Annotated in this window: 20 protein-coding genes and 1 pseudogene; 13 read left to right on the top strand and 8 right to left on the bottom strand. The window is 52.5% G+C overall.

Annotated elements, in window-relative coordinates; all coding sequences use genetic code 11:
- Window positions 1–45: 45 nt before the first annotated feature.
- From NA986_RS21540 to NA986_RS21525, 4 genes are all read right to left on the bottom strand, one after another.
- Complete coding sequence (locus tag NA986_RS21540) at window positions 46–639, bottom strand: TorD/DmsD family molecular chaperone (protein ID WP_001519164.1); 594 nt, start codon at window positions 637–639, stop codon at window positions 46–48.
- Window positions 640–713: 74 nt separating this feature from the next.
- Window positions 714–1,487, bottom strand: coding sequence for a dimethyl sulfoxide reductase anchor subunit family protein (locus tag NA986_RS21535; RefSeq protein WP_023215924.1), 774 nt, complete (start codon window positions 1,485–1,487; stop codon window positions 714–716).
- Window positions 1,480–2,106 (bottom strand): DMSO/selenate family reductase complex B subunit, encoded by a 627-nt coding sequence (locus NA986_RS21530; RefSeq protein WP_000816143.1) that lies wholly within the window; start codon window positions 2,104–2,106, stop codon window positions 1,480–1,482. Before NA986_RS21530 ends, NA986_RS21535 begins: the two co-directional genes overlap by 8 nt.
- Window positions 2,107–2,119: 13 nt before the next feature.
- Window positions 2,120–4,549 (bottom strand): DMSO/selenate family reductase complex A subunit, encoded by a 2,430-nt coding sequence (locus tag NA986_RS21525; protein ID WP_023215923.1) that lies wholly within the window; start codon window positions 4,547–4,549, stop codon window positions 2,120–2,122.
- A gap of 374 nt (window positions 4,550–4,923) precedes the next feature.
- Between NA986_RS21525 and NA986_RS21520 the strand changes: the two genes are divergently transcribed.
- The 5 genes from NA986_RS21520 (at window position 4,924) to fumA (ending at window position 11,083) form a co-directional block, all read left to right on the top strand.
- Window positions 4,924–6,555 (top strand): sensor histidine kinase, encoded by a 1,632-nt coding sequence (locus NA986_RS21520; protein WP_000682903.1) that lies wholly within the window; start codon window positions 4,924–4,926, stop codon window positions 6,553–6,555.
- Complete coding sequence (dcuR, locus tag NA986_RS21515; RefSeq protein WP_000611307.1) at window positions 6,552–7,271, top strand: two-component system response regulator DcuR; 720 nt, start codon at window positions 6,552–6,554, stop codon at window positions 7,269–7,271. Before NA986_RS21520 ends, dcuR begins: the two co-directional genes overlap by 4 nt.
- Window positions 7,272–7,587: 316 nt before the next feature.
- Window positions 7,588–7,854 (top strand): hypothetical protein, encoded by a 267-nt coding sequence (locus NA986_RS21510; protein WP_001519837.1) that lies wholly within the window; start codon window positions 7,588–7,590, stop codon window positions 7,852–7,854.
- A 146-nt stretch (window positions 7,855–8,000) separates the two neighbouring features.
- On the top strand, window positions 8,001–9,341 hold the full coding sequence (gene dcuB, locus NA986_RS21505; protein ID WP_023205263.1) for an anaerobic C4-dicarboxylate transporter DcuB: 1,341 nt from the start codon (window positions 8,001–8,003) through the stop codon (window positions 9,339–9,341).
- 95 nt (window positions 9,342–9,436) lie between these two features.
- On the top strand, window positions 9,437–11,083 hold the full coding sequence (gene fumA, locus NA986_RS21500) for a class I fumarate hydratase FumA (protein WP_023215922.1): 1,647 nt from the start codon (window positions 9,437–9,439) through the stop codon (window positions 11,081–11,083).
- 97 nt (window positions 11,084–11,180) lie between these two features.
- Here fumA and melB read toward each other — a convergent pair whose 3' ends face one another.
- Window positions 11,181–12,611, bottom strand: coding sequence for a melibiose:sodium transporter MelB (gene melB, locus NA986_RS21495; protein WP_023215921.1), 1,431 nt, complete (start codon window positions 12,609–12,611; stop codon window positions 11,181–11,183).
- Between the two features lie 83 nt (window positions 12,612–12,694).
- On the bottom strand, window positions 12,695–14,050 hold the full coding sequence (melA, locus tag NA986_RS21490; RefSeq protein WP_001728428.1) for an alpha-galactosidase: 1,356 nt from the start codon (window positions 14,048–14,050) through the stop codon (window positions 12,695–12,697).
- 268 nt (window positions 14,051–14,318) lie between these two features.
- Here melA and melR point away from each other — a divergent pair, with 268 nt between their 5' ends.
- From melR to pmrB, 7 genes and pseudogenes are all read left to right on the top strand, one after another.
- Window positions 14,319–15,251: a transcriptional regulator MelR gene (gene melR / locus NA986_RS21485; RefSeq protein WP_000106992.1), complete on the top strand. Its 933-nt coding sequence runs from the start codon at window positions 14,319–14,321 to the stop codon at window positions 15,249–15,251.
- Between the two features lie 232 nt (window positions 15,252–15,483).
- A complete protein-coding gene (adiA, locus tag NA986_RS21480) occupies window positions 15,484–17,751 on the top strand; it encodes an arginine decarboxylase (RefSeq protein WP_089082250.1) in 2,268 nt (755 codons plus the stop codon).
- 297 nt (window positions 17,752–18,048) lie between these two features.
- Window positions 18,049–18,805, top strand: a pseudogene (locus tag NA986_RS21475) (AraC family transcriptional regulator).
- Between the two features lie 139 nt (window positions 18,806–18,944).
- Window positions 18,945–20,282, top strand: a complete 1,338-nt coding sequence (gene adiC / locus NA986_RS21470; protein WP_000093130.1) for an arginine/agmatine antiporter — start codon at window positions 18,945–18,947, stop codon at window positions 20,280–20,282.
- A gap of 133 nt (window positions 20,283–20,415) precedes the next feature.
- Window positions 20,416–22,059, top strand: a complete 1,644-nt coding sequence (gene eptA, locus NA986_RS21465; protein ID WP_023215918.1) for a phosphoethanolamine transferase EptA — start codon at window positions 20,416–20,418, stop codon at window positions 22,057–22,059.
- Complete coding sequence (pmrA, locus tag NA986_RS21460) at window positions 22,056–22,724, top strand: two-component system response regulator PmrA (RefSeq protein ID WP_000697899.1); 669 nt, start codon at window positions 22,056–22,058, stop codon at window positions 22,722–22,724. The genes eptA and pmrA overlap by 4 nt, the downstream gene beginning before the upstream one ends.
- Window positions 22,725–22,733: 9 nt before the next feature.
- Complete coding sequence (pmrB, locus tag NA986_RS21455) at window positions 22,734–23,804, top strand: two-component system sensor histidine kinase PmrB (protein WP_077951097.1); 1,071 nt, start codon at window positions 22,734–22,736, stop codon at window positions 23,802–23,804.
- Between the two features lie 7 nt (window positions 23,805–23,811).
- Here pmrB and pmrR read toward each other — a convergent pair whose 3' ends face one another.
- Together pmrR and proP are read right to left on the bottom strand one after the other, a co-directional pair.
- A complete protein-coding gene (gene pmrR, locus NA986_RS21450) occupies window positions 23,812–23,901 on the bottom strand; it encodes an LpxT activity modulator PmrR (RefSeq protein ID WP_000844399.1) in 90 nt (29 codons plus the stop codon).
- Window positions 23,902–23,970: 69 nt separating this feature from the next.
- Complete coding sequence (proP, locus tag NA986_RS21445; RefSeq protein ID WP_070793929.1) at window positions 23,971–25,473, bottom strand: glycine betaine/L-proline transporter ProP; 1,503 nt, start codon at window positions 25,471–25,473, stop codon at window positions 23,971–23,973.
- 467 nt (window positions 25,474–25,940) lie between these two features.
- On the opposite strand from proP, the gene NA986_RS21440 reads away from it, so the two are divergent.
- Entirely contained in the window at window positions 25,941–26,276 is a 336-nt protein-coding gene (locus NA986_RS21440) for a zinc ribbon domain-containing protein YjdM (protein ID WP_198889121.1), read from the top strand.
- Window positions 26,277–26,331: the final 55 nt, after the last annotated feature.

The raw sequence follows: 26,331 nt of genomic DNA, 5'->3' as shown, positions 1-26,331 counted from the left end.
GGCGGCACAAGCATTATGGCACGCCATCAAAACCTGACCAATACCTCAGAAAAACAACCGTTTATTCTCAGGCTGTAGTCCCTGTTGCTGCTGAACATCCTGCAGATAACAGGTCGCTACGACGGCAAGCCGGGCATAGAAGGCGCTGACGGTATTGCGTTGCAGCAATTCCAGATAGCGGAATCCCCAGGGCAGCAGATGCGCCTCCAGTAACCGGTTGGCCGCCACGTTGTCGCCTCGTGCCAGCAGATCGCTACAGGCTAATAGCATCAGGCCAAACTGATCTTCCGGCTCGCGTTCACGGTCAGTGAATACCATTCCCTGCGACTGTAAAAAAGCTCGATAATCGGCGGTGGTTTCCCCCATCAGCAAATTATCTTTTTCCAGATAGACCGATCCCCAGGGCGGGACGGGCATCTTTCCCTGGCCTTCAAACAACACAGAAAATTGCCATGTAAGCGCATCATCATCCGGTAGCGACCATGACGCACACAGTGATTCAATAGGTCCGCGATCGCGCCAGGGGTAAAGCTCAGGCAACGTTGGCAAACAATCGAACAACGCTTTCACCTCCGGCCTCTCAGGGGAGTAGTAAAACAGTGCGCCGAGGATACGCGGCAAAACAGCACGGGAAAGCATAGCAATAGCTCCTGAAATATCTCGCCTGATGACGCTACGCTGATCAGGCTTACATGGCATAAGCCAGGCAAAAACTACATTGGCAGCGTCCACAGATTGTAAAACGCAATCCTACCCGCCAACTCCGCCGCGATAACCACCACAGCCGTCATGGCCAGCACCGTAGCACTCGATTTCAGGCGCGCGCAGACCACCACCCCGACCACACCCGCCGCCAGCAATATCGCCTGGGCGGTAAACCAGCTATGCTGCGCAGCGGTCAGAGCGCTATCGGCGCTCATCAGCGTCGCCATATAGCCCGGGCGCAGACAAAAGCTCACCAAAATCGCCAACACGCTGACCAGTAGCCCCAGACGGCGCACGCCAAACAGTGCCGCCAACGCGCCGCCGCCAATCAACGGCGTCAATATCATCATTGCCGTAGTGTAAGATGAACGCCAGGTCGCCACCGTCGGCAGTTGGTAAATCTGCGGAACGGCGTATAAGAAGACCACCCCGACTATCGCCGCCAACCAGACCAACGCGTTACACAGCGGCGTCGCCCGGTTCAGCAACAAACCGACCGCCCCCAGCCCGCCGAGCGCCGCAAAAGCCGCCGACAAGACAATCTCGTTACTCATCGGCGAATGTCCGACGCGCAGCAGCATATTCAGCGCACGCAGCGGTTGCCCGACGTGGAAGGTGCCGACAATGACGCCCAGCCCAAACAGGCACATCACCGAGAACAGACCAATAGCCTTGCGCCGCGGCGCGACCAGCCCCATTGCGCCGCCAATCAGCAGCAGAATAAACGCGCCAACCGCGCTCTGGGTAAACACCGTAAAAAAGACCAGCGGTAACTCATGCATGGCGCACCTCCCGAATGTTCATGATTGCGCCTTCCGTATCGCCCGTGGGTCTCGCTTTCGGATGCGGTTTAATAATGAGGTTAGGATGGGTGAACGACGCTGAAGGCAGCGGCGCGATTTGATTCTCCGTGCCATATTTTGCCCGTAATTCATCGACAGGGCCGAAATCCAGCGCTCGCTGCGGGCAAGAATCCACACAGATAGGGCGCAGATTGTTCTCCAGTCGGTCAAGACAACCGTCGCATTTACGCATCACGTTCGCCTGCGTATCAAACTGCGGCGCGCCGTAGGGGCAGCGCATTTCACAATAGCGACAGCCGACGCATACGCTGTCATCCACCACGACCAGACCATCTTCTTTGCGTTTATGCATCGCCCCGGTCGGACAGCCGGAGACACATACCGGCTCATCACAATGGTTACAAGCAATAGAGAGGTAGTAGGTAAAGGTGTCGTGATGCCAGCTTTCCCCCTCTTTCACCCAGCTTCCGCCGCCATATTCATAGACGCGGCGCAGTTTCGGACCGACATCCAGATCTTTATTATCCTTGCAGCTTACCTGGCAGGTTTTACAGCCTGAACAGCGCGAGGAGTCAACATAAAAGCCATACTGTTTCATCGTACATCACTCCTTAAGCGCGTTTAATTTCAACCAGATTGGTATGCTGCGGATTGCCTTTCGCCAGCGGCGAAGGATGGTGGCTGGTCAGCGTATTGATACAGCCGCCGACATCAACGCCGTTGCCGTCAAGCCGCGTCCACGCGCCCTGCGGCATCGCCGCCACGCCGGGTAAAATGCGCTGGGTCACTTTACAGGGAAGCTCCACCACGCCGCGGTCATTGAATACATGCACCCGATCGCCGGACTTCAATTGGCGGGCGCTGGCGTCAATCGGGTTAATCCAGACCTCATCCGGCACCGCCTCATGTAGCATCAGCACATTGCTGTAGGTCGAGTGGGTATGCCCTTTGGTATGGAAGCCGCTTAACTGCAACGGATACTTCGCCGTCAGCGCTTTGTTAAGGTGCGACTCTTTCGCCGGACAAAATTCCGGCAATGCGGGAATTCGCTCGCCTTCTGGCAACGTCCACGCTTGCGCCAGATCCGCCAGCGCCTGGGAGTAAATTTCAATTTTGCCCGACGGCGTGGAGAGTGGATTAGCCTCGGCGTCGGCGCGGAAATCGGCAAACGCAAGGCTCTGCTGCTCGGTAGCGATACGCTGGTCAATCACGCCCATCTCTTTCGCCACGCTCCACTCCGGCAGGTATGGACGTTTTTCACGGATCTGCTGATAGTGCATCTCCGCCCACTGCGCCTGAGTTCGGCCCTCGGTATATTGCTCGCGCAGTCCAAGATGCCCGGCGATATCCGCGCAGATGTCATACGTGCTGCGCACTTCCCACATCGGTTTAACGGTTTTCTGAATCGCAATCATATAGTTATGCGATCCCGCCGCATAGGAGCTGTCCACCAGGTCTTCCGCCTCAAGATAGCTGGTCTCCGGCAACAGCAGATCCGCATACATCGCGCTGGGCGTCATATGGTTTTCAATCACGATAATGGTTTCACACAGCGATTCATCCGCGAGAATTTGTCGGGTGCGGTTCGTTTCGCCGTGCTGATTCAGCAAGGTATTACCGGCCTGGTTGAAAAACAGCTTAATCCCGGTTTTTAGCCTGTCCGCGCCTTTCACACCCATTGTCGTCGCGGTCATTTTCTCCGGATGCTGAATGGCGTCCGTCCACAGATAGCAAGGAATAGAGGTTGTGATCGGATTCTTACCGACAGGCAACAATGGCACGCCATACGGCGTACCGTAAGGCCAGTTGCCATTGTTGGTGCCGGGCCGCCCGAAGTGGCCGGTTAACGCTGGCAGCGTCTGAATAGCACGCACGGTTTGTTCGCCGTTGGCATGACGCTGCGGACCCCAGCCCTGGCAAATATAGCAGGCGCGCGCCGAGGCGATTTCGCGCGCCAGTTGGCGAATACGCGTTGCCGGAATTCCGGTGATATCCGCCGCCCATTCCGGGGTTTTCGCGATACCGTCATCGCCCGTGCCAAGAACATAATCTTTATAGCTGGCGTTAGGCGCAGCCGTGTCCGGCAAGGTGCTACGGTCATAACCGACGCAATAGCGGTTTACCAGCGCCTCGTCGAGAAGCTGTTCGGTAATCAGCGTATGCGCTATGCCGGCGACTAACGCAGCGTCCGTGGTTGGGCGAATCGGTAGCCATTCGGCGTGTTCGGTAATCACCGAATCGGTATAGCGCGGATCGATAATAATGACCCGGGCTTTCGAGGTCTCCAGCGCCCGGCGCAGCTCTTCAACCTGACCGCCGCCGGACATCCGCGTTTCTGAGAGATTCAGGCCAAATAGCACCACCAGATCGGAATGCGCGATCTGCGTAAAATGGCTACCGACATAGGTACCATGCATATAGGGCGTTGCCGTCGCGATTTGCGCGGTCGAGTAGGTATTATGGTAATTTAAATAGCCGCCGGTGAGATTTAACAATCGTTTCCATGCGGGCGATCCCTGCGTATGATAATATGCCCCGGATTGATAATTATAATAAATAGCTTCCCGGCCATATTTTTCGCTAACGCGCGTTAATTCCGCCGCAATAAAGGCCGTAGCCTCATCCCATGAAATACGTTTAAATTTTCCTTCACCGCGTTTTCCCACTCTTTTCATCGGATACTTAATGCGATCCGGGCTATAGACGCGCCAGCGACTGGAACGCCCACGCAGGCAGGGACGAATCTGATGCTCGCCGAATACCGCGTCATCTTTCGCGTCTTCCGGTTCAATACGCACAATGCGATCATTTTTCACGATAACCTTAAGCGGGCATCGACTGCCACAGTTGACCAGACAGGCGCTGTGCCTGACGGTTTCGCCGTTGGCATCCTTCGATATCGGGGTATCCTGCGCCTGGGCAGTGGTAGCAAAAGGCAGCGTAATCGCCTGGCTTAGCGTCACCGCCGCCCCTACTTTTGCAGTAGCGACAATAGCATCACGTCGGGTTATGGTTGTGTTCAGCCATTTTTTTATTTCCATTTTTTATTTCTCACATTGCTTCCATAATTATTAATAATATGTAATGAAAACTAATCATAATAGATTAAATATTTGTGCTGATTGATTGTGATCAAACGCATTCTGAACGTCAGTAAAAATAAAATGTGATACCGCATACGTTATTATAAAAATTAATGAAAAATTATTTTATGTAATTCTGATGAAAATAAATTACCCATCACGGTATCCGGCGATATTAATTAACGACATGACGTTTGCCAGTCGACATGAGCAGGTAGCGCCCCCTGCAAGGCAAGACGGGCCTTTCAACACTGGAGCAACATCGCCTATGCCTTTGAATTAGACGCCTCATCAGGGATAATAACCTTACGATTCGTCCGCTCAGGTCCACTATGAAACACTCCCTGCCATGCCGGGCGTTACGCAAACGCCCCATGAAACTCGGCACTACCGTCATTCTGATGGTCAGCGCTGTTTTGTTTTCGGTGCTCGTTGTGGTCCATCTGATCTATTTTTCGCAAATCAGCAGCATGACGCGCGACGCGCTGGCAGATAAAGCGCTGGCGGTGGCGCGCTCGCTGGCGGACTCTCCGGCAATTCGCGAGGGGCTGAAAAAACCGCCTGCGGAAAGCGGCATTCAGACGCTCGCCGAAGCGGTGAGCCAGCATAATGGCTTTTTGTTTATTGTGGTGACCAACATGCAGGGCATCCGTTATTCGCACCCAGAAACGCAGCGAATCGGTCAACCGTTCAAAGGCGATGACATTCTGCTCGCGCTGCAGGGAAAGGAAAACGTTGCCATTAATCGCGGCTTTCTTGCCAAAGCGCTGCGCGTTTTCACACCGGTTTATGATGAACGCCACCGGCAGATCGGCGTGGTAGCGATTGGCCTGGAACTCAGTCACGTTACGCAGCAGATCAACAATAGCCGCGGCAGTATTATCTGGTCCATTCTGTTCGGCGCTCTGGTGGGATTATTAGGCACGTATGCGCTGGTCAAGGTGCTAAAACGTATCCTGTTTGGCCTCGAACCCTATGAGATCTCAACCCTGTTTGAACAACGCCAGGCAATGCTGCAGTCAATCAAAGAGGGCGTTATCGCCGTGGATGATAGCGGCGAAGTCACGTTAATTAACCATGCGGCGCAGGCGCTGCTCGATTATCGAAAAACGCAGGATGACGCCAGATTATCCACCCTGAGTCATGCCTGGTCGCAGGTGGTGGACATTAGCGAAGTGTTGCGTGACGGTACGCCGCGCCGCGATGAAGAGATCATCGTCAAAGGCCGCCTGCTGCTGGTGAATACCGTTCCGGTGCGCAGCAACGGCGAAATTATCGGCGCGATATCCACCTTCAGGGATAAAACAGAAGTTCGCCAACTGATGCAGAGGTTGGACGGGATGGTGAACTACGCGGATGCGCTCCGTGAACGATCCCACGAATTCATGAACAAATTACATGTGATTCTGGGATTATTGCACCTGAAGAGTTATAAGCAGCTTGAAGCGTATATTATCAAGACGGCCAATAACTATCAGGAAGAGATCGGTTTGCTGCTGGGTAAAATAAAGTCGCCGATTATCGCTGGCTTTTTGCTCAGTAAGATTACTCGCGCCTCTGATTTCGGGCACAGCCTGGTGATAAGCAGCGACAGCCAGTTACCGGATAATAACAATGAAGATCAGGTTACGGTGCTGATTACGGCGCTGGGTAATTTGATTGAAAACGCGCTGGAAGCGTTGAGCCAGGAATCCGGCGGCGAAATCAGCGTCTCGTTACACTACCGCCATGGCTGGCTGCATTGCGAAGTGAGCGATGACGGTCCGGGTATCGAACCTGAGCGCATCGAGGCGATTTTTGAAAAAGGCGTCTCGTCGAAAGGCGCCGAACGCGGCGTCGGTTTAGCGCTGGTTAAACAGCAGGTTGAAGCGCTTGGCGGCGTAATTTCCGTGGAATCCGAGCCTGGGATCTTCACACAATTTTTTGTACAGTTACCCTGGGATGGAAAAAGGACCAGCCTATGATCAATGTATTAATTGTCGATGACGATGCGATGGTCGCGGAGTTAAATCGCCGCTATGTCGCGCAAATCTCCGGTTTTCATTGTTGTGGAACCGCTTCGACGCTGGAAAAAGCGAAAGAGTTTATCTTCAACAGTGAAAATCACATTGACCTAATCCTGCTGGATATCTACATGCAGCAGGAAAACGGATTGGATCTGCTGCCTGTCCTGCACAGCGCAGGCTGCAAAAGCGACGTTATTGTCATTTCTTCTGCCGCTGACGCCGCCACCATTAAAGATTCGCTTCACTACGGCGTGGTGGATTATCTGATCAAGCCTTTTCAGGCCACGCGCTTTGAAGAAGCGTTGACCGGCTGGCTACGTAAGAAAACGGCGATGGAAAAACGCCAGTATTACGAACAGTCTGAGCTTGACCTGCTCATTCACGGTAATTCATCCAGCGAGCAGGAGCCTCGTCGGCTACCAAAAGGGCTGACGCAGCAAACGCTACGCACCTTATGCCAGTGGATTGATGCGCATCAGGAGCAGGAATTTTCTACCGACGAGTTGGCCAACGAAGTGAATATCTCGCGCGTCTCCTGCCGTAAATATCTCATCTGGCTGGTAAATTGCCATATCTTGTTTACCAGTATTCATTACGGCGTGACCGGCAGGCCGGTTTACCGCTACCGTGTTCAGCCGGAACATTACTCTTTACTGAAACAATATTGTCAGTAAGGATACCGCATAAAGCCGACGCGAAACGTTATATCCTGGTAACATTTATTATAACAATGCCAATAAAAACGCTATCACATTAATAACAAACCTGGGAAATTGTGTCAGATCAAATATACTCACCCCAGGCCTGTTAACGTTATTTTCTATTATTACAGCGCTATGCGCTGTTTTTAATTTCAAAACGCTAACAAAAGTTAATTAAGTATTATCCCATGCCGAGAGTGTGTATTTTTATTAAAAAAGGGATTTGTCCGGAATTTTCCTGACACTTAAATAAAATTATGTTTGTAGCAATGGAGCTTGTGCTACGCCTATGGACAATACGTATATTGGTGAGCAGATACGCGTCTCCACACGCCATACTAATAATTTAAAAAAATGGCGTGACAATGATCACATAAGTCACATTCTGTTCGCTTTATCTCGTGATTTACCTGATGGCGAGACACAAAAATTAAATAATAAACGCCTGTTTTTAAAACAGACAAATCATAATTTACTGCTCTCGCTGACTCCACCTGCCCATCGCCAGAGGGTACTCCCCTCTGAACATCACCATCGCAAGAAAATAATTACTTAAAGCAACTCTGTAAAAAGCTTAATCGTTAATCGTCGCCACTGGCGCATTGAATATTCGCCATTTCCTGATGCTCATTCACACAAATCAGAAGATGGCTGTGATCCATTTATCAAAATTGACTGGGTTTATCGCGAGGATAAATAAAAATGTTATTTAGTATACAGCTTCTCATAATATTAATATGTCTGTTTTATGGTGCCCGAAAGGGCGGGATCGCGCTCGGGTTGTTGGGCGGTATTGGTCTGGTCATTCTGGTGTTTGTTTTCCATCTCCAGCCAGGTAAACCGCCCGTTGACGTAATGCTGGTCATTATCGCGGTAGTCGCCGCGTCGGCGACGTTGCAGGCGTCAGGCGGGCTGGATGTGATGCTGCAGATTGCCGAAAAGCTGCTGCGTCGCAACCCCAAATACGTCTCTATTGTGGCGCCGTTCGTCACCTGTACCCTGACGATTCTGTGTGGGACAGGCCACGTGGTCTACACCATTTTGCCGATTATCTATGACGTGGCGATCAAGAATAATATCCGTCCGGAACGTCCAATGGCGGCCAGTTCTATTGGCGCGCAAATGGGCATCATCGCCAGTCCGGTTTCCGTCGCCGTTGTTTCTCTGGTAGCGATGCTGGGCAACGTGACATTTGCCGGAAAACATCTGGAGTTCCTCGATCTGCTGTCGATCACCATCCCGTCTACCCTGCTCGGTATCCTGGCAATCGGTATTTTTAGTTGGTTCCGCGGTAAAGATCTGGATAAAGACGAAGCGTTTCAGAAATTTATTTCCGTACCGGAAAACCGTCAGTACGTGTACGGCGATACCGCGACGCTGCTGGATAAAAAACTGCCGAAAAGCAACTGGCTGGCGATGTGGATCTTCCTGGCGGCGATTGCCGTGGTCGCTCTCCTGGGCGCGGACTCCGACTTACGTCCAACCTTCGGCGGCAAACCGTTGTCGATGGTGCTGGTCATTCAGATGTTTATGCTGCTGACCGGGGCGCTCATTATCATCCTGACCAAAACCAATCCTGCGTCTATCTCAAAAAACGAAGTTTTTCGTTCCGGTATGATTGCGATTGTCGCGGTATACGGGATCGCCTGGATGGCGGAAACCATGTTCGGCGCGCATATGTCGGAAATTCAGGGCGTGCTAGGCGAAATGGTCAAAGAGTATCCGTGGGCCTACGCCATCGTTCTGCTGCTGGTCTCCAAGTTTGTTAACTCCCAGGCCGCGGCGCTGGCGGCGATTGTTCCCGTCGCGCTGGCTATCGGTGTCGATCCGGCGTATATCGTGGCCTCTGCGCCGGCATGTTATGGCTACTATATCCTGCCGACCTACCCAAGCGATCTGGCGGCGATTCAGTTTGACCGTTCCGGCACAACCCGTATTGGCCGCTTCGTCATTAACCACAGCTTCATTCTGCCGGGTTTGATTGGCGTGAGCGTCTCCTGCGTCTTTGGCTGGATCTTTGCCGCAATGTACGGATTCCTGTAATGGCCGCGCGTGCCGCCCGGTTATGCGCGGCGCGCGACTTAGAGCCTGGCCTATGAGGCTCTTAATACATTTTCTTACTATTAGGCTGGAAGCACATGTCGAAAAAAGAGTTTATCTATCAGGCGCCTTTCCCGATGGGAGAGGACAAAACAGAGTATTATCTGCTCACCTCCGATTATGTCAGCGTCAGTGAATTCAACGGAGAATCTATCCTCAACGTTGAGCCGCAGGCGTTAACGTTGCTGGCTCAGCAGGCCTTCCATGATGCGTCTTTTATGCTCCGTCCTGAACACCAGCAGCAAGTCGCCGCCATTCTCCATGACCCCGAAGCCAGCGAAAACGACAAATATGTGGCGTTGCAATTCCTGAGAAACTCCGAGATCGCCGCCAAAGGCATTCTGCCGACCTGCCAGGATACCGGCACGGCGATTATCATGGGTAAAAAAGGCCAACGCGTCTGGACGGGAGGCGGCGATGAAGCCGCGCTCTCCAAAGGCGTGTTTAATACCTATACCGAAGATAACCTGCGCTACTCGCAGAACGCCCCGCTGGATATGTACAAAGAGGTCAATACCGGCAGCAACCTGCCAGCGCAAATCGATCTTTATGCCGTCGACGGCGACGAGTACAAGTTCCTTTGCGTGGCGAAAGGCGGCGGTTCAGCAAACAAAACGTATCTCTATCAGGAAACCAAAGCGCTGCTCACCCCAGGCAAGCTGAAAAACTTCCTCGTTGAGAAAATGCGCACGCTGGGCACCGCGGCCTGTCCGCCATACCATATCGCCTTTGTCATTGGCGGCACCTCGGCGGAAAGCACGCTGAAAACCGTTAAGCTCGCCAGCACCCACTATTACGACGCGCTGCCGACGGAAGGTAACGAGCACGGCCAGGCATTCCGCGATCTCCACCTGGAACAGGAACTGCTGGAAGAAGCGCAAAAACTTGGCCTCGGCGCCCAGTTCGGCGGGAAATATTTCGCCCACGATATTCGCGTAATTCGCCTGCCGCGTCACGGCGCTTCCTGTCCGGTGGGGATGGGCGTCTCCTGCTCGGCAGACCGTAACATCAAAGCGAAAATCAACCGCGAAGGCATCTGGATCGAAAAACTGGAACACAATCCGGGCCAGTATATTCCGCCAGCGCTGCGTCAGGCGGGCGAAGGCGACGCGGTGAAAGTCGATCTCAACCGTCCGATGAAAGAGATCCTCGCCCAGCTATCGCAGTACCCGGTCTCGACTCGCCTGTCGCTGACGGGCACCATTATCGTAGGTCGCGATATCGCCCACGCGAAGCTAAAAGAGCGTATTGAATCCGGCGAAGACCTGCCGCAGTATATTAAAGACCACCCCATCTATTACGCAGGCCCGGCAAAAACCCCGGCAGGTTATCCATCTGGCTCATTAGGCCCCACCACCGCAGGTCGAATGGACTCTTATGTCGATCTGCTGCAATCCCACGGCGGCAGTATGATCATGCTGGCGAAAGGCAACCGTAGTCAGCAGGTCACGGATGCCTGTAAAAAACACGGCGGCTTTTATTTGGGCAGTATCGGCGGCCCGGCGGCGGTACTGGCACAGCAGAGCATTAAGCATCTGGAGTGCGTCGAGTATCCGGAACTCGGCATGGAAGCTATCTGGAAAATTGAAGTAGAAGATTTCCCGGCCTTTATCCTGGTGGATGACAAAGGCAACGATTTCTTCCAGCAGATTGTCAGCAAACAGTGCGCTAACTGCGCGAAATAACCTGGCAGGCTCGGCGTTCTCCCGGGCCGCGTTATCGGTTAATTGCCGGATGGCGCTACGCTTATCCGGCTTATCCGGCCTGCACGAGAGACCATGCTCACGCTTTTACATCGCTGGTCGCTACCACAGAAATCGCCGGGCTATCCGGCTGTTCGACGAATGGCGGCGTTTTCCGGTATTTATCCAGCAGGTGGATCTGAATCTTGCGCAACATATCGCCGTTCAAACGGTAGTAGCGGAAGTAGAGAACCAGCGTCATCATGAAAAACAGTACCGGCAGGACAATCATAATAAACTGCATCCCCTGCAGGGTTTGCGCAGACTGCGCCACGTTCGGCGTGTAGCCAATCAGCCCCAGCACCAGAGCGATAAAGAACGCCGCAAACGCCGAGCCGCCCTTCACAACCATCGTCTGTACGGAATAAGCGATACTCTCGCAGCGAATATTGAGCTTAAATTCCCCATAATCGACCGTATCCGCCACCATGATTACCTGAAGCACCCAAAAGAGCGCGGTCCCGATATTCAGGAAAATACCCGCCGCCACGATTAAAGCGGCATTATGGACATCCGCCAACGCCATCGCGAAGAGCCCTGCGCAACTCAGAACGGGCATCACGGAGGCGCCCGCCCACAATATCCGCCGCGATAACATTTTCACCAGCCGGGGGAAGACAATCAGCGTCAGCAGATTCGCCGCGCCGGCGTAAGAAAGGTAATAGGGAAAAAGATCGGCATCGCCAATCACATAGGTGAAGTAGTAGATCGCAAAGCCATTGATAATATTGGAGGCAATGTTATACGCCAGCGCCATTCCCAACAGGCAAGAGAGCTGATCGTTTTTGTATATCAATCCAACGATCGTTTTTAACGTCAGATGTGGGCGGCCCGCCGTTACACGGTTGTCGGAGGAGTACACCTCATGTACGTTGCGTAATGTCACGATAGTCGAGGCGATAAAGAACGCAATCAGTACCAGCGTAAACATCTGAAAGCCGAACCCACGATCCGCTCCGCCAACGTAGTTCACAAACGGCAGCGTTATACCGGCAGTGACGAAGCCAGCCAGACTGGCGAAGAAACGCGGGAACGGCACCAGTTGTTCGCGTTCTCGCTTATCAAGCGTAATGGTCGGCACCAGCGACCAAAATGGGATATCCATAATGGTATACGTCATGCCCCACAGGATGTAAGTTACGCAGACAAATACAACCTGCGCGGTTCCCTCAAAAAGATGGGCGCTGAACAGCAGGAAAAGCACCAGCGAATTGGTTAAGGTGCCGATCAATATCCACGGCTTAAATTTCCCCCACCGCGAACGCGTGGCGTTGACAATCCAGCCCATGATGGGATCGTTTATCGCATCCCAGATTCGCGCGACCAGAAAGAGGGTGCCGACGAGGCCGACCGAAAGTCCCACCACATCGGTGTAGTAATACATCAGGTACATATACACAATGCCGATGGCGAAATCCTTACCAAACGCACCGAACCCGTAACTCAGCTTTGTTGTCAGAGAGATGCTCATAGGGTACCGGGTCGCTGTTACCAGCGCCCGCCTTCTGTTAGTAGAGGTTAAACGCCGGATCTGCCGTCCAGCGCGGCTGGAGATTAACGGCGTAACCAGGCCGGAAGCCAGTCGCCATGCGCGGCGATCAGATCGTCAACCAACGCATAGATTTCTTCGATACCCAGCACCGCCGCGGTATGAGGGTCCATCATCGCCGCGTGATACACGCGATCGCGGTTTTCCGTGAGGATGGCTTCGGTCAACAGCGTTTGCACGTTGATGTTGGTCTGCATCATCGCCGCCAGATGGGAAGGGATCGTCCCCACCTTCGTCGGTTGAATGCCGTTGGCATCCACCAGACAAGCCACTTCCACGCAGCTTCCCTGCGGCAGGTTATCAATCAGCCCCTCATTACGCACATTGCCGTAAATCACGCTCGGCTCGCCGGTCCACAGAGCGTTCATAATGGTGCTGGCGTACTCGCGGGACGGTTTGATGTCGATACGCTCGGCGGTTTTATACTCCTCCAGTTCTTTATGCCAGTTCGCCAGTTGTTCTACGCAGCGTTTCGGATATTCATCCAGCGGCACCTTGTAGCGCGCAATCAGATCTTCGCGTCCCGGTTTAATAAACCACGGCGTGTACTCGGCAAAATGCTCTGATGACTCGGTGACGAAGTAGCCCAACTTTTTGAACATCTCGTAGCGCACAATGTTCTGGCAGCGTTCATTGCCGTGAATATTGGGCTTCGGCGCCTGTCCGGCGTCATAGGCTGCCAGCAATTCAGGATAGAGATCGACATAAGTCCCGTCAGCCGTTTTGCGCTCCAGTTCGAGGTAAAACGCCATGTGGTTAATGCCGGCGCAGCGGTAGCGCAGCGAGGCGGGATCGATATTCAGGTCGCGCGCCAGTTCTTCCGCCGTTCCCTGTACCGAATGGCACAGGCCGACCTGTTTGATATGCGGATAGCGGGCATACATCGCCCAGGTATTCATCGCCATCGGATTGACGTAATTGAGCATGGTGGCTTTCGGACAGACTTCCGTCATGTCTTCGCAAATCCGCCACAAATGCGGGATGGTCCGCAGCGCGCGCATAATGCCGCCCGGCCCCAGCGTATCGGCGATCGTCTGTTCCAGGCCATGACGCTTACAAACCTCAAAATCGGTCACGGTGCAGGGTTCATAGCCGCCAATCTGAAAGGCGACCACCACGAAATCCGCATCCTGTAGCGCCGCTTTCTGGTGGGTATGGCAGGTAATCCGGCCAGAAGCGCCCGCTGAGTCCATCAGTTTCCGTACCACAATGTGCGACTCTTCCAGCCGGGTTTCGTCAATATCCATCAGGGCGACATGCGCTGATTTTAGCGCCTCGCGGTGAAACACATCGCCGAGGATATTTTTGACGAAAATCGTAGAACCTGCGCCGATAAAGGTAATTTTGGGTGCCGTCATCATGACTCTCCAGAACAGTAGTGAACACCTTCATGGTGGCACGCGTTCCCGGTGAAAACCTCCGTCTTCCCCGATGAGCATTCCCGAAAACTCAGATCGTATGCTGGCGCGCGGAAGATCTGAGTTTTTGGGACAAAATGGCGTAAAAAGCAGAGTATTCGGCCTGATAGTCAGGCTACGCTCTACAATATCGACGGATTCTGTGTCCGGATTCCCGGTTTCCTCCCGGCTAAAGGGGCATAATTCTGATAATTCAGGAAATGGAGTGACGATGAGTACGCAAGCAATATCCCTCCTCCCGCCCGACCCGCACATGTGCAACGGCGATGAAAAGCAAACCCGTAGCCCGCTGTCGCTCTATTCCGAATATCAACGACTGGACGTTGAACTGAGGCCGCCGCACAGAATGGCCAGCAGTCACTGGCATGGACAAGTAGAAGTGAATGTTCCATTTGACGGCGATGTGGAGTATTTAATCAACAATGAAGTCGTGCAGATAAAGCAGGGGCATATCACCCTGTTTTGGGCCTGTACGCCACACCAGCTTACCCGCCCCGGCAACTGCCGCCAGATGGCGATTTTCAGTTTGCCGATGCACCTGTTTCTCTCCTGGCCGCTGGATCGCGATCTTATCAACCACGTCACGCACGGGATGGTGGTTAAATCACTGGCGACCCAGCAGCTTAGCACCTTTGAAGTGTTGCGCTGGCAGCAGGAAACAAGCAGCCCGAATGAGCAAATTCGCCAGTTGGCGATCGATGAAATCGGCCTGATGCTTAAACGCTTTAGCCTTTCCGGCTGGCAGCCCATTTTGCTCAATAAAACATCACGCACCCACAAGAATAGCGTCTCACGCCATGCGCAGTTTTACGTAAGCCAGATGCTGGGATTTATTGCCGATAACTACGATCAGGCGCTAACCATTAACGACGTCGCGGAGCATGTCAAACTCAATGCTAATTACGCGATGGGAATATTCCAGCGGGTTATGCAATTGACGATGAAGCAGTACATCACGGCGATGCGCATCAATCACGTACGTGCCTTATTGAGCGATACTGACAAAACGATCCTCGATGTCGCTCTGACTGCCGGGTTCCGATCCAGCAGCCGTTTTTACAGTACTTTTAGCAAATTTGTCGGTATGTCGCCGCAACAATACCGCAAGCTAAGTCAGCAACGACGCCAGACGATGCCCGGCTAAAGCCGGATACCACTATCAGCCAAAAAAATAATTCACCTGTCGATAAACCGCGGGTGAAATCGCTCGACATCAATAATTAACCCATTGTTTATTAAAAAATAATATCAATAATTGACCATTATTCCATCACTTTACACCCCCTATTTGACGGGGTAATACTTGCCCACGTCACATTCATACGGCGGGTCGGCAAGGCGTAAATTGCACGGCCTCCACAACCGGGTAAAAGATGATGAAAGTATTAATTGTTGAAAGTGAGTTTCTGCATCAGGACACCTGGGTTGGCAACGCGGTTGAGCGTCTGGCGGATGCCTTGAGCCAACAAAATGTTACCGTCATTAAATCGACATCCTTCGATGACGGCTATGCCATCTTGTCCGCGAACGAAGCCATTGACTGTCTGATGTTTAGCTACCAAATGGAACAACCGGATGAGCACCTGAGCGTCAGGCAATTGATCGGTAAGCTTCACGAGCGTCAGCAAAACGTGCCCGTTTTCCTGTTAGGCGACAGGGAAAAAGCGACGGCATCGCTGGACCGCGACCTGCTGGAGCTTGTCGATGAATTCGCCTGGATTCTGGAAGACACCGCTGACTTTATCGCCGGACGCGCCGTTGCCGCCATGACCCGGTATCGCCAGCAACTGTTACCGCCGCTGTTTAACGCGTTGATGAAATACAGCGACATTCATGAATATTCATGGGCGGCGCCGGGACACCAGGGCGGCGTCGGTTTCACTAAAACGCCTGCCGGTCGCTTTTATCACGATTATTATGGCGAAAACCTGTTCCGCAGCGATATGGGGATTGAGCGTACCACGCTCGGTTCACTCCTCGACCATACCGGCGCGTTTGGCGAAAGCGAGAAAAACGCCGCCCGCGTATTCGGTGCTGACCGCTCCTGGTCCGTGGTTGTCGGGACCTCCGGTTCTAACCGTACTATTATGCAGGCCTGTATGACGGATAATGATGTCGTTGTACTGGATCGTAACTGCCATAAATCCATCGAGCAGGGGCTGATCCTCACTGGGGCCAAACCGGTATATATGGTGCCAAGCCGTAACCGTTACGGCATTATCGGGCCAATCTACCCGCAGGAAATGCAGCCTGAAACCTTGCAGAAAAAAATCAGCGCCAGCCCGCTGACCAAAACCAAATCCGGACAGAAACCGTCTTACAGCGTGGTGACCAACTGTACCTATGACGGCGTATGCTATAACGCCAAAGAGGCGCAGGATCTGCTGGCAAAAACCAGCGATCGCATTCACTTCGACGAAGCATGGTACGGCTATGCGCGCTTCAACCCGATTTATTGCGATCACTACGCGATGCGCGGCGAGCCAGGCGACCATAACGGTCCGACCGTGTTTGCCACCCACTCCACGCACAAACTACTGAATGCGCTTTCACAAGCTTCCTACATTCACGTCCGTGAAGGCCGTGGCGCGGTGAATTTCTCCCGCTTCAACCAGGCATATATGATGCATGCCACCACCTCTCCGTTATATGCCATCTGCGCATCCAACGATGTGGCGGTATCGATGATGGACGGTAACAGCGGTCTGTCCCTGACTCAAGAGGTGATTGACGAAGCGGTTGATTTCCGTCAGGCGATGGCGCGTCTTTATAAAGAGTTTACCGATGAAGGCGACTGGTTCTTTAAACCGTGGAATAAAGACGTCGTCACCGATCCACAAACCGGTAAAACATATGACTTCGCTGACGCGCCGGCAAAACTGCTGGCAACCGACCAGAACTGCTGGGTCATGCGCCCCGGGGAAACCTGGCACGGCTTTAAAGACCTGCCGGATAACTGGAGTATGCTGGACCCGATTAAAGTCAGTATCCTGGCGCCGGGTATGGGCGACGATGGCGAACTGGAAGCATCCGGCGTACCTGCTGCGCTGGTCACAGCATGGCTTGGCCGCCACGGTATCGTGCCGACCCGCACCACCGACTTTCAGATTATGTTCCTGTTCTCTATGGGGGTAACTCGCGGGAAATGGGGAACGCTGATCAACACGCTGTGCTCCTTCAAACATCATTACGACGCGAATACGCCGCTGGCGCAGGTGATGCCGGAACTGGTGCAGGATTATCCTGACACTTACGCGAACATGGGTATTCATGACCTGGGCGATAAAATGTTTGCCTGGCTACGTGAAAATAACCCGGGCGCCCGTCTCAACGCCGCCTATTCCACCCTGCCGGTTGCGGAGATTACCCCGCGCGACGCCTACAACGCGATTGTGAACAACAATATTGAAATGGTGGCGATTGAAAATCTACCGGGTCGCATTGCGGCGAACTCCGTTATTCCTTACCCGCCAGGCATCCCGATGCTGCTCTCCGGCGAAAACTTTGGCGATGAAAACAGTCCGCAGGTGGGTTACTTACGCTCACTGCAATCCTGGGATCATCACTTCCCTGGCTTTGAGCATGAAACCGAAGGCACGGAAATTATTGATGGCGTATATCACGTTATGTGCGTGAAAGCCTAATCACAAAGAGTCTTTTTTTTGAGGATGGCATGTATTCCCTGAGTATTGCTGCAAAACAATAATACTGTCATACCTTTTTGCGCGGGCCCCATCCCGCGCTTTTTTTATACAAAAATGACAAGTTGCCACTCGCGTACAACTTTTTGTACACCCTAATTCATCGTACAAATATTGTAATATTATTCAGGAAAGTTATTTTAGTGCAGTTTCAATTCATCACACAATTGACTCAGTCCCCGTTATCTCTCCCGTTTGGCGAGATCCGGTCTTTTATGTTCATATTCCAGGAGTTCGGGTATGAGGATTTGCAGCAACGAGCCTTGCATAGTGTTATTAACCGAAAAAGATACATGGTTACGAGTAAATGGTAAGGAGCCAATCAGTTTAAAAGCGAATTATATGGCCATTCTGGCTTGTGAAAATAACGTTATTGACATTTCATCATTAAATAGCGTGCTAGTAATACAAGTGAGTCGCAATAATATTAAAGACTATTTACAATTCCTGAATAAAGATCTCTCACACCTTCCCGTCTGGCAACGCCGATCCCTTATTGACCGCCAACTGTCTGACGCCGGATATCTTCAGGGTCGCCGCCCGCTACAGCGCGATGGAAGCACCGGATGAAATTGTTAGTGAACGTACCCGTGCGCTCCTTTTCACCGTTTTATCCCGCTTTCTTGACCACAAAAAATTTATTTCTTTGTTAATGCACATGCTGCGCAGCCGCATCAGTGACAGCGTTTACCACATCATTCAGAGCGATATTCATAAAGACTGGAATCTGAGCGCCGTTGCCAGTTGCCTGTGCCTGAGTCCAAGCTTGTTAAAGAAAAAGCTCAAAAACGAGAATACCAGTTATAGCCAAATAATCACGACCTGCCGAATGCGTTATGCCGTAAACCAATTATTAATGGACGGAAAGAATATCTCTCAAGTCTCACAGCTGTGTGGGTATAACAGCACATCGTACTTTATTTCCGTGTTTAAAGAGTTTTATGGTATGACCCCCCTGCATTATGTTAGCCAACATCGGGAACGATCGGCTGCCTAATTTTTCTACACTCAACGATAAGACACGATAATAACAGCATTGGCGATAACCCGTCTCCGACATAATTCAGCGGCATTCTGAGGGGGTATGATACGACGTAATTTATCGTAACGAAGTCACCTTTTCAGGAGTCCAAATTATGTCTTCGGATGCTGATGCTCACAAAGTGGGCCTAATCCCCGTCACCTTAATGGTATCGGGGAATATTATGGGTTCAGGGGTATTCTTACTCCCTGCCAACCTGGCGGCCACTGGCGGGATTGCAATCTACGGATGGCTGGTCACTATCATCGGCGCCCTGGCGCTGTCGATGGTTTATGCCAAAATGTCGTCCTTAGATCCCAGTCCCGGCGGTTCCTATGCCTACGCACGCCGCTGCTTCGGGCCGTTTTTGGGCTATCAAACGAACGTGCTGTACTGGCTGGCATGCTGGATCGGTAATATCGCGATGGTCGTTATCGGCGTCGGCTATCTGAGCTATTTCTTCCCGATTCTGAAAGATCCGCTGGTATTAACGCTTACCTGCGTCGCGGTGCTGTGGATTTTTGTTCTGCTGAACATCGTCGGGCCGAAAATGATTACCCGCGTACAGGCCGTCGCCACCGTACTGGCGCTGGTGCCTATCGTAGGGATTGCGGTCTTCGGCTGGTTCTGGTTTAAAGGCGAAACCTATATGGCGGCCTGGAACGTGAGCGGCATGAATACCTTCGGGGCGATTCAAAGCACGTTGAACGTTACGCTGTGGTCATTCATCGGGGTAGAAAGCGCCTCCGTTGCGGCCGGTGTGGTCAAAAACCCGAAACGCAACGTGCCTATCGCCACCATCGGCGGGGTACTGATCGCCGCCGTCTGCTATGTGCTCTCCACAACGGCGATTATGGGGATGATCCCCAACGCGGCGCTGCGTGTGTCGGCATCGCCTTTCGGTGACGCGGCGCGTATGGCGCTGGGCGATACCGCAGGGGCTATTGTTTCCTTCTGTGCGGCAGCGGGTTGCCTGGGCTCTCTCGGCGGCTGGACGCTGCTTGCCGGTCAAACCGCAAAAGCGGCGGCGGACGATGGTCTCTTCCCGCCGATCTTCGCGCGGGTTAATAAAGCCGGTACGCCAGTGGCTGGGTTGCTTATCGTCGGCGTGCTGATGACTATCTTCCAGTTCAGCAGTATGTCGCCGAACGCCGCGAAAGAGTTTGGTCTGGTCTCCTCCGTGTCGGTTATCTTCACCCTGGTGCCTTATCTTTACACCTGTGCCGCGCTGTTGCTGTTGGGCCACGGTCACTTTGGTAAAGCGCGCCCGCTGTATCTGCTGATCACCTTCGTCGCGTTTGTGTATTGCATCTGGGCGGTCATCGGTTCCGGCGCCAAAGAAGTGATGTGGTCGTTCGTCACGTTGATGGTGATCACCGCGCTGTATGCGTTGAACTACAACCGCATTCACAAAAACCCGTATCCGCTGGATGCGCCGGTTAAACAGGATTGACCACGTGTAGTTAATGTTATCGCAACAGGCCGGATAGCGCAGGTTATCCGGCCGCCTCCAACATTAAGTTCTTAAGGTTCACTTAATTTTACTTTGTCACGATTAGCGTCACCGAATCGATGGACGCATCAACATGTTAAAGCGCTTTCTTAAAAGACCTGTTCTTGGGCAAATCGCCTGGCTTCTGCTTTTTTCCTTTTATATTGCCGTCTGCCTGAACATTGCGTTCTACAAGCAGGTACTACAAGACCTACCGTTAAACTCGCTGCGCAATGTGCTGGTGTTTATTTCCATGCCGGTCGTCGCGTTTAGCGTGGTCAATAGTGTGCTGACGCTGGCCTCATTTATTTGGCTAAACCGACTGCTGGCCTGCGTTTTTATTCTGGTCGGCGCTGCCGCGCAGTATTTTATTTTGACTTACGGCATCATCATCGATCGCTCCATGATCGCCAATATGATGGATACCACGCCCGCGGAAACCTTTGCGCTGATGACGCCGCAAATGGTGCTGACTCTGGGATTAAGCGGCGTTCTGGCAGCCGTGATTGCCTTCTGGGTCAAAATCCGCCCGGCAACGCCGCGCTTACGTAGCGGGCTTTACCGCCTGGCCAGCGTCCTGATCTCTATTTTATTAGTTATTCTGGTCGCCGCCTTTTTCTATAAAGATTACGCCTCGCTATTTCGAAATAATAAACAGTTGATCAAAGCGTTAAGCCCATCGAACAGTATTGTTGCCAGTTGGTCATGGTATTCGCATCAACGGCTGGCGAATTTGCCGCTGGTACGCATTGGCGAGGATGCCCATCGCAATCCATTAATGCTGAAAGGCGATCGCAAAAACCTGACGATTCTCATCGTTGGCGAAACCTCGCGCGGCGATGATTTCTCTCTTGGCGGCTATCCGCGCGACACCAATCCGCGGCTGGCGAAAGACGATGTGATCTACTTCCCGCATACCACCTCTTGCGGTACGGCGACCGCGATCTCCGTTCCCTGCATGTTTTCTGATATGCCGCGCAAACATTATGACGAAGAGCTGGCGCATCACCAGGAAGGGCTGCTGGATATTATCCAGCGCGCGGGGATTAACGTACTGTGGAATGATAATGACGGCGGCTGTAAAGGCGCATGCGATCGCGTTCCGCATCAAAATGTCACCGAGCTAAACCTGCCCGGACAATGTATCAACGGCGAGTGCTACGATGAAGTGTTATTTCACGGTCTGGAAGACTATATCGACCATTTGAAAGGCGATGGCGTTATTGTATTACATACCATCGGCAGCCACGGCCCAACCTATTACAACCGTTATCCACCGCAGTTTAAAAAATTTACCCCAACCTGTGACACTAACGAAATTCAGAACTGTTCCCAACAGCAGTTGATCAACACCTATGATAATACCGTGCTGTACGTGGACTATATTGTAGATAAAGCTATTAACCTGCTGAAATCTCATCAGGATAAATTCACCACCAGCCTGGTCTATCTTTCCGATCACGGCGAATCATTGGGTGAAAATGGCGTTTATTTACACGGTTTGCCGTATTCCATTGCGCCGGATACGCAAAAACATGTCCCGATGCTCATTTGGCTTTCTAAAGATTATCAACAGCGTTATCAGGTGGATCAGGCCTGCCTGCAAAAACGGGCGAGCACGCTGGATTATTCACAGGACAATCTTTTCTCAACCATGCTGGGATTAACCGGCGTACAAACGACGTATTACCAGGCCGCAGATGATATTCTGCAACCGTGCAGGAGACTAAGCGAATGAAGATACTGATTGTTGAAGACGACACGCTATTATTACAGGGGTTAATACTCGCCGCGCAAACCGAAGGCTATGCGTGTGATGGCGTTTCGACAGCGCGTGCCGCCGAGCATAGTCTGGAGTCTGGTCATTACAGTCTGATGGTGCTGGATTTAGGGCTGCCCGATGAGGATGGCCTGCATTTCCTGACGCGAATCCGACAGAAAAAATACACCCTGCCGGTACTCATTCTGACCGCCCGCGATACGCTCAACGATCGCATTACCGGGCTGGATGTCGGCGCAGATGATTATCTGGTTAAACCCTTCGCCCTGGAGGAGTTGCACGCTCGCATCCGCGCGCTGCTGCGCCGCCATAATAATCAGGGTGAAAGTGAACTGACGGTTGGCAATCTGACGCTCAATATAGGCCGCCATCAGGCATGGAGGGATGGACAGGAGCTGACGCTGACGCCTAAGGAGTACGCGTTGCTCTCACGGTTGATGCTCAAGGCAGGCAGTCCGGTGCACCGGGAAATTCTTTATAACGATATCTACAACTGGGATAACGAACCCTCGACCAACACTCTGGAAGTGCATATACATAATTTGCGCGACAAAGTCGGCAAGTCGCGCATTCGCACGGTTCGCGGGTTTGGCTACATGCTGGTTGCCACTGAGGAAAGCTAAGTGAGCCTGATGCGTTTTCAGCGAAGAGCGATGACCCTTCGCCAGCGTTTAATGCTGACAATTGGTCTTATTCTGCTGGTGTTCCAGTTAATCAGTACCTTCTGGTTATGGCATGAAAGCACTGAGCAAATCCAATTGTTCGAGCAGGCGCTGCGGGATAATCGCAATAACGATCGCCATATCATGCACGAAATTCGCGAGGCGGTCGCCAGCCTGATCGTCCCCGGCGTATTTATGGTTAGCCTGACGCTGCTAATTTGTTACCAGGCGGTACGGCGTATTACCCGTCCGCTCGCCGAACTGCAAAAAGAGCTGGAAGCGCGGACGGCGGATAATCTGGCGCCGATCGCCATTCACAGCTCCACGCTTGAGATTGAGTCCGTCGTCTCGGCGATCAATCAACTGGTTACGCGTTTGACCACCACGCTCGACAATGAACGCCTTTTTACCGCCGATGTGGCCCATGAGCTACGCACGCCGCTGTCGGGGGTACGTTTGCACCTGGAATTATTGTCAAAAACCCACAATGTTGATGTCGCGCCGCTTATCGCCCGTCTTGACCAGATGATGGATAGCGTCTCCCAGCTTCTGCAACTGGCGCGCGTGGGCCAGTCATTCTCTTCCGGGAATTATCAGGAAGTAAAACTGCTGGAAGATGTGATCCTCCCCTCCTACGATGAGCTGAACACCATGCTGGAAACGCGCCAGCAAACTCTGTTGCTGCCGGAAAGCGCGGCGGACGTGGTGGTGCGCGGTGACGCGACATTACTGCGTATGCTGTTGCGAAATCTGGTGGAAAACGCGCATCGCTATAGCCCTGAAGGAACCTATATCACTATCCACATTAGCGCCGACCCCGACGCTATTATGGCGGTCGAAGACGAGGGGCCGGGTATTGATGAAAGCAAATGCGGGAAGCTAAGCGAAGCGTTCGTGCGGATGGACAGCCGTTATGGCGGAATTGGCCTGGGGCTGAGTATCGTCAGCCGCATCACCCAGCTACATCAGGGACAGTTTTTCCTGCAAAACCGTACGGAAAGAACAGGCACCCGTGCCTGGGTGCTGTTGAAAAAGGCATAACAGGCGTTTAATACGTCGTGACCCACACATAGATAAAACTGCTGACAATCAGCACACTACACAGGGTCGTCAAACTTTTATAAATATAGCTTTTCATGACGCTCTCCTCCAAAGGTATGGAGGAGAGTATGCCCGCGAGAGATTAAGCGAACCTTAAGCGCGAAATTTATTCATCGATACGCGGATGTTGCTGTACCAGACGCGAACGTTTGATCTGCAGCTCCGCAATTTCCTGATCGATGTCGTCGATTTTCTGCTCAATATTATCGTAATGCTCACCCAGAATTTCCTTCGCTTCCTGGATGTCCGACGCCGCTGGCGTTGCGCCTTTTAGCGGACGATTGGCCGTCTCTTTCATGGAAATACCGGTAACCAAGCCTATCACCGCGATGACCATCAAATAATACGCCGGCATCATCAGATCCTGCGAGCTTTCCACCAGCCAGGCCGCCAGCGTTGGCGTCAGACCGGCAATCAATACAGAGATATTAAAAGCCGCCGCCAGCGCGCTGTAACGAATATGCGTCGGAAACATCGCCGGCAACGTCGAGGCCATCACCCCGGTAAAGCAGTTCAGAATCACCGCCAGCATCAACAAACCGGCAAAAATCAGGCCAATAACGTTACTGTTAATCAGGATGAAGGCCGGGATCGCCAGCGCGAACAGCGCAATGCTGCCCATAATCACAAACGGACGACGACCGAAACGGTCGCTCAGCAGCCCCATCACCGGCTGCACAAACAGCATCCCGATCATAATGGCGATGATAATCAACACGCCGTGATCTTCAGAATAGTGCAGGTTATGCGACAGGTAGCTCGGCATGTAGGTGAGCAGCATGTAGTAGGTCACGTTGGTGGCAATCACCAGACCGATACATGACAACAGGCTACGCCAGTGTTTGGTGGCAATCTCTTTAAAGGAGACTTTCGGCCCATCCTGCAACCCTTCGCGGTCGCCCTGCTCCAGTTTATCCACGTGCTGCTGAAACGCTGGCGTCTCCTCCAGCGCATGGCGTAAGTAGAGACCAATAATCCCCAATGGCAGGGCGATAAAGAACGGAATACGCCAGCCCCACTCAAGGAAATTCTCCTCGCCGACAATCGTCGAGATCAAGACCACCACGCCCGCGCCCAGCACGAACCCGGCGATGGAACCAAAATCCAGCCAGCTTCCCATAAATCCGCGTTTACGATCCGGCGAATATTCCGCGACAAAGATCGACGCGCCGGTATATTCCCCGCCAACCGAGAAGCCCTGCGCCATTTTACACAGCAACAACAGTATTGGCGCCCAGATACCGATCGTCGCGTAAGAGGGGATTAACCCGATACAGAAGGTACTGATCGACATAATCACAATCGTGATCGCCAGGATCTTCTGGCGCCCGTATTTATCGCCGAGCATACCAAAGAATAACCCGCCGAGCGGACGAATCAGGAAGGGAACGGAAAACGTGGCCAGCGCGGCAATCATCTGGACGCTGGGATCGGCGCCGGGGAAAAAGACTTTACCCAACGCGTAGGCAACAAATCCATAAACACCAAAATCAAACCACTCCATCGCGTTGCCCAGCGAGGCGGCGGTAATTGCTTTGCGAAGTTTACCATCATCAATGATGGTCACATCGCCCAGTGTAATCGGTTTTATTTTTTTCCTTTTCAGCATAGCTGTCCTCATAGGCTAAGCCCTGTAGCGCTATATACGGCGGGCACTGGCATACCGCGCCAGCGTCGCCGTCGAGCGGAGGGAGGGGCGCGAACGCTATCCCTCATACAAGCGTAGCAGGTTTACTTACACTGTCCGGTTACGGACTGTACAACCGAACCTGTTGACGCCTGAATGGGCAGTTAATGACCTTTTTACCCTAACAGGGTTTAAATATGTGATCAACTTCACACATATATGTCAATTCGGTCAAAAGGTGTAAATAAGGACGCCCTAATGCGCTGTGGTGACAGTAAAAAAGCGGTTATTCGAGTGTAAACCATTGCTGACTGGCGTGGCGCAGACCCTTTTATAAAAGCGGCAATAGTCCCGACAACGCTAAGGATTTTGTGTATAATTGCGGCCTTTTTCGGCGATCTGCCATTTTTGGGCGCGTTTGCCCCTGCTGACTTTTTGAGGATACCAACATGTCATTACCCCACTGCCCGCAATGTAACTCCGAATATACCTACGAAGATAACAGCATGTTCATCTGCCCGGAATGCGCTCACGAATGGAACGATGCGGAACCCGCTCAGGAGAGCGATGAACTGATTGTCAAAGACGCCAACGGCAACCTGCTGGCGGACGGCGATAGCGTCACCATCGTGAAAGATCTGAAAGTAAAAGGCAGCTCTTCCATGCTGAAAATCGGCACCAAAGTGAAGAACATTCGTCTGGTTGAAGGCGACCATAACATCGACTGCAAAATCGATGGTTTTGGCCCGATGAAACTGAAATCCGAGTTCGTGAAAAAGAACTGATTTACCGTGTCATTGCCCGGTAGCGCCTTGCTTACCGGGCCTGAGCGGCCCTTCC

It is taken from the genome of Salmonella sp. NW177, assembly GCF_051811585.1.
Taxonomy (GTDB): domain Bacteria; phylum Pseudomonadota; class Gammaproteobacteria; order Enterobacterales; family Enterobacteriaceae; genus Salmonella; species Salmonella enterica.
The sequence above is the reverse complement of the archived record's forward strand: the minus strand, read 5'-3'. Positions and strand labels throughout refer to the sequence as shown.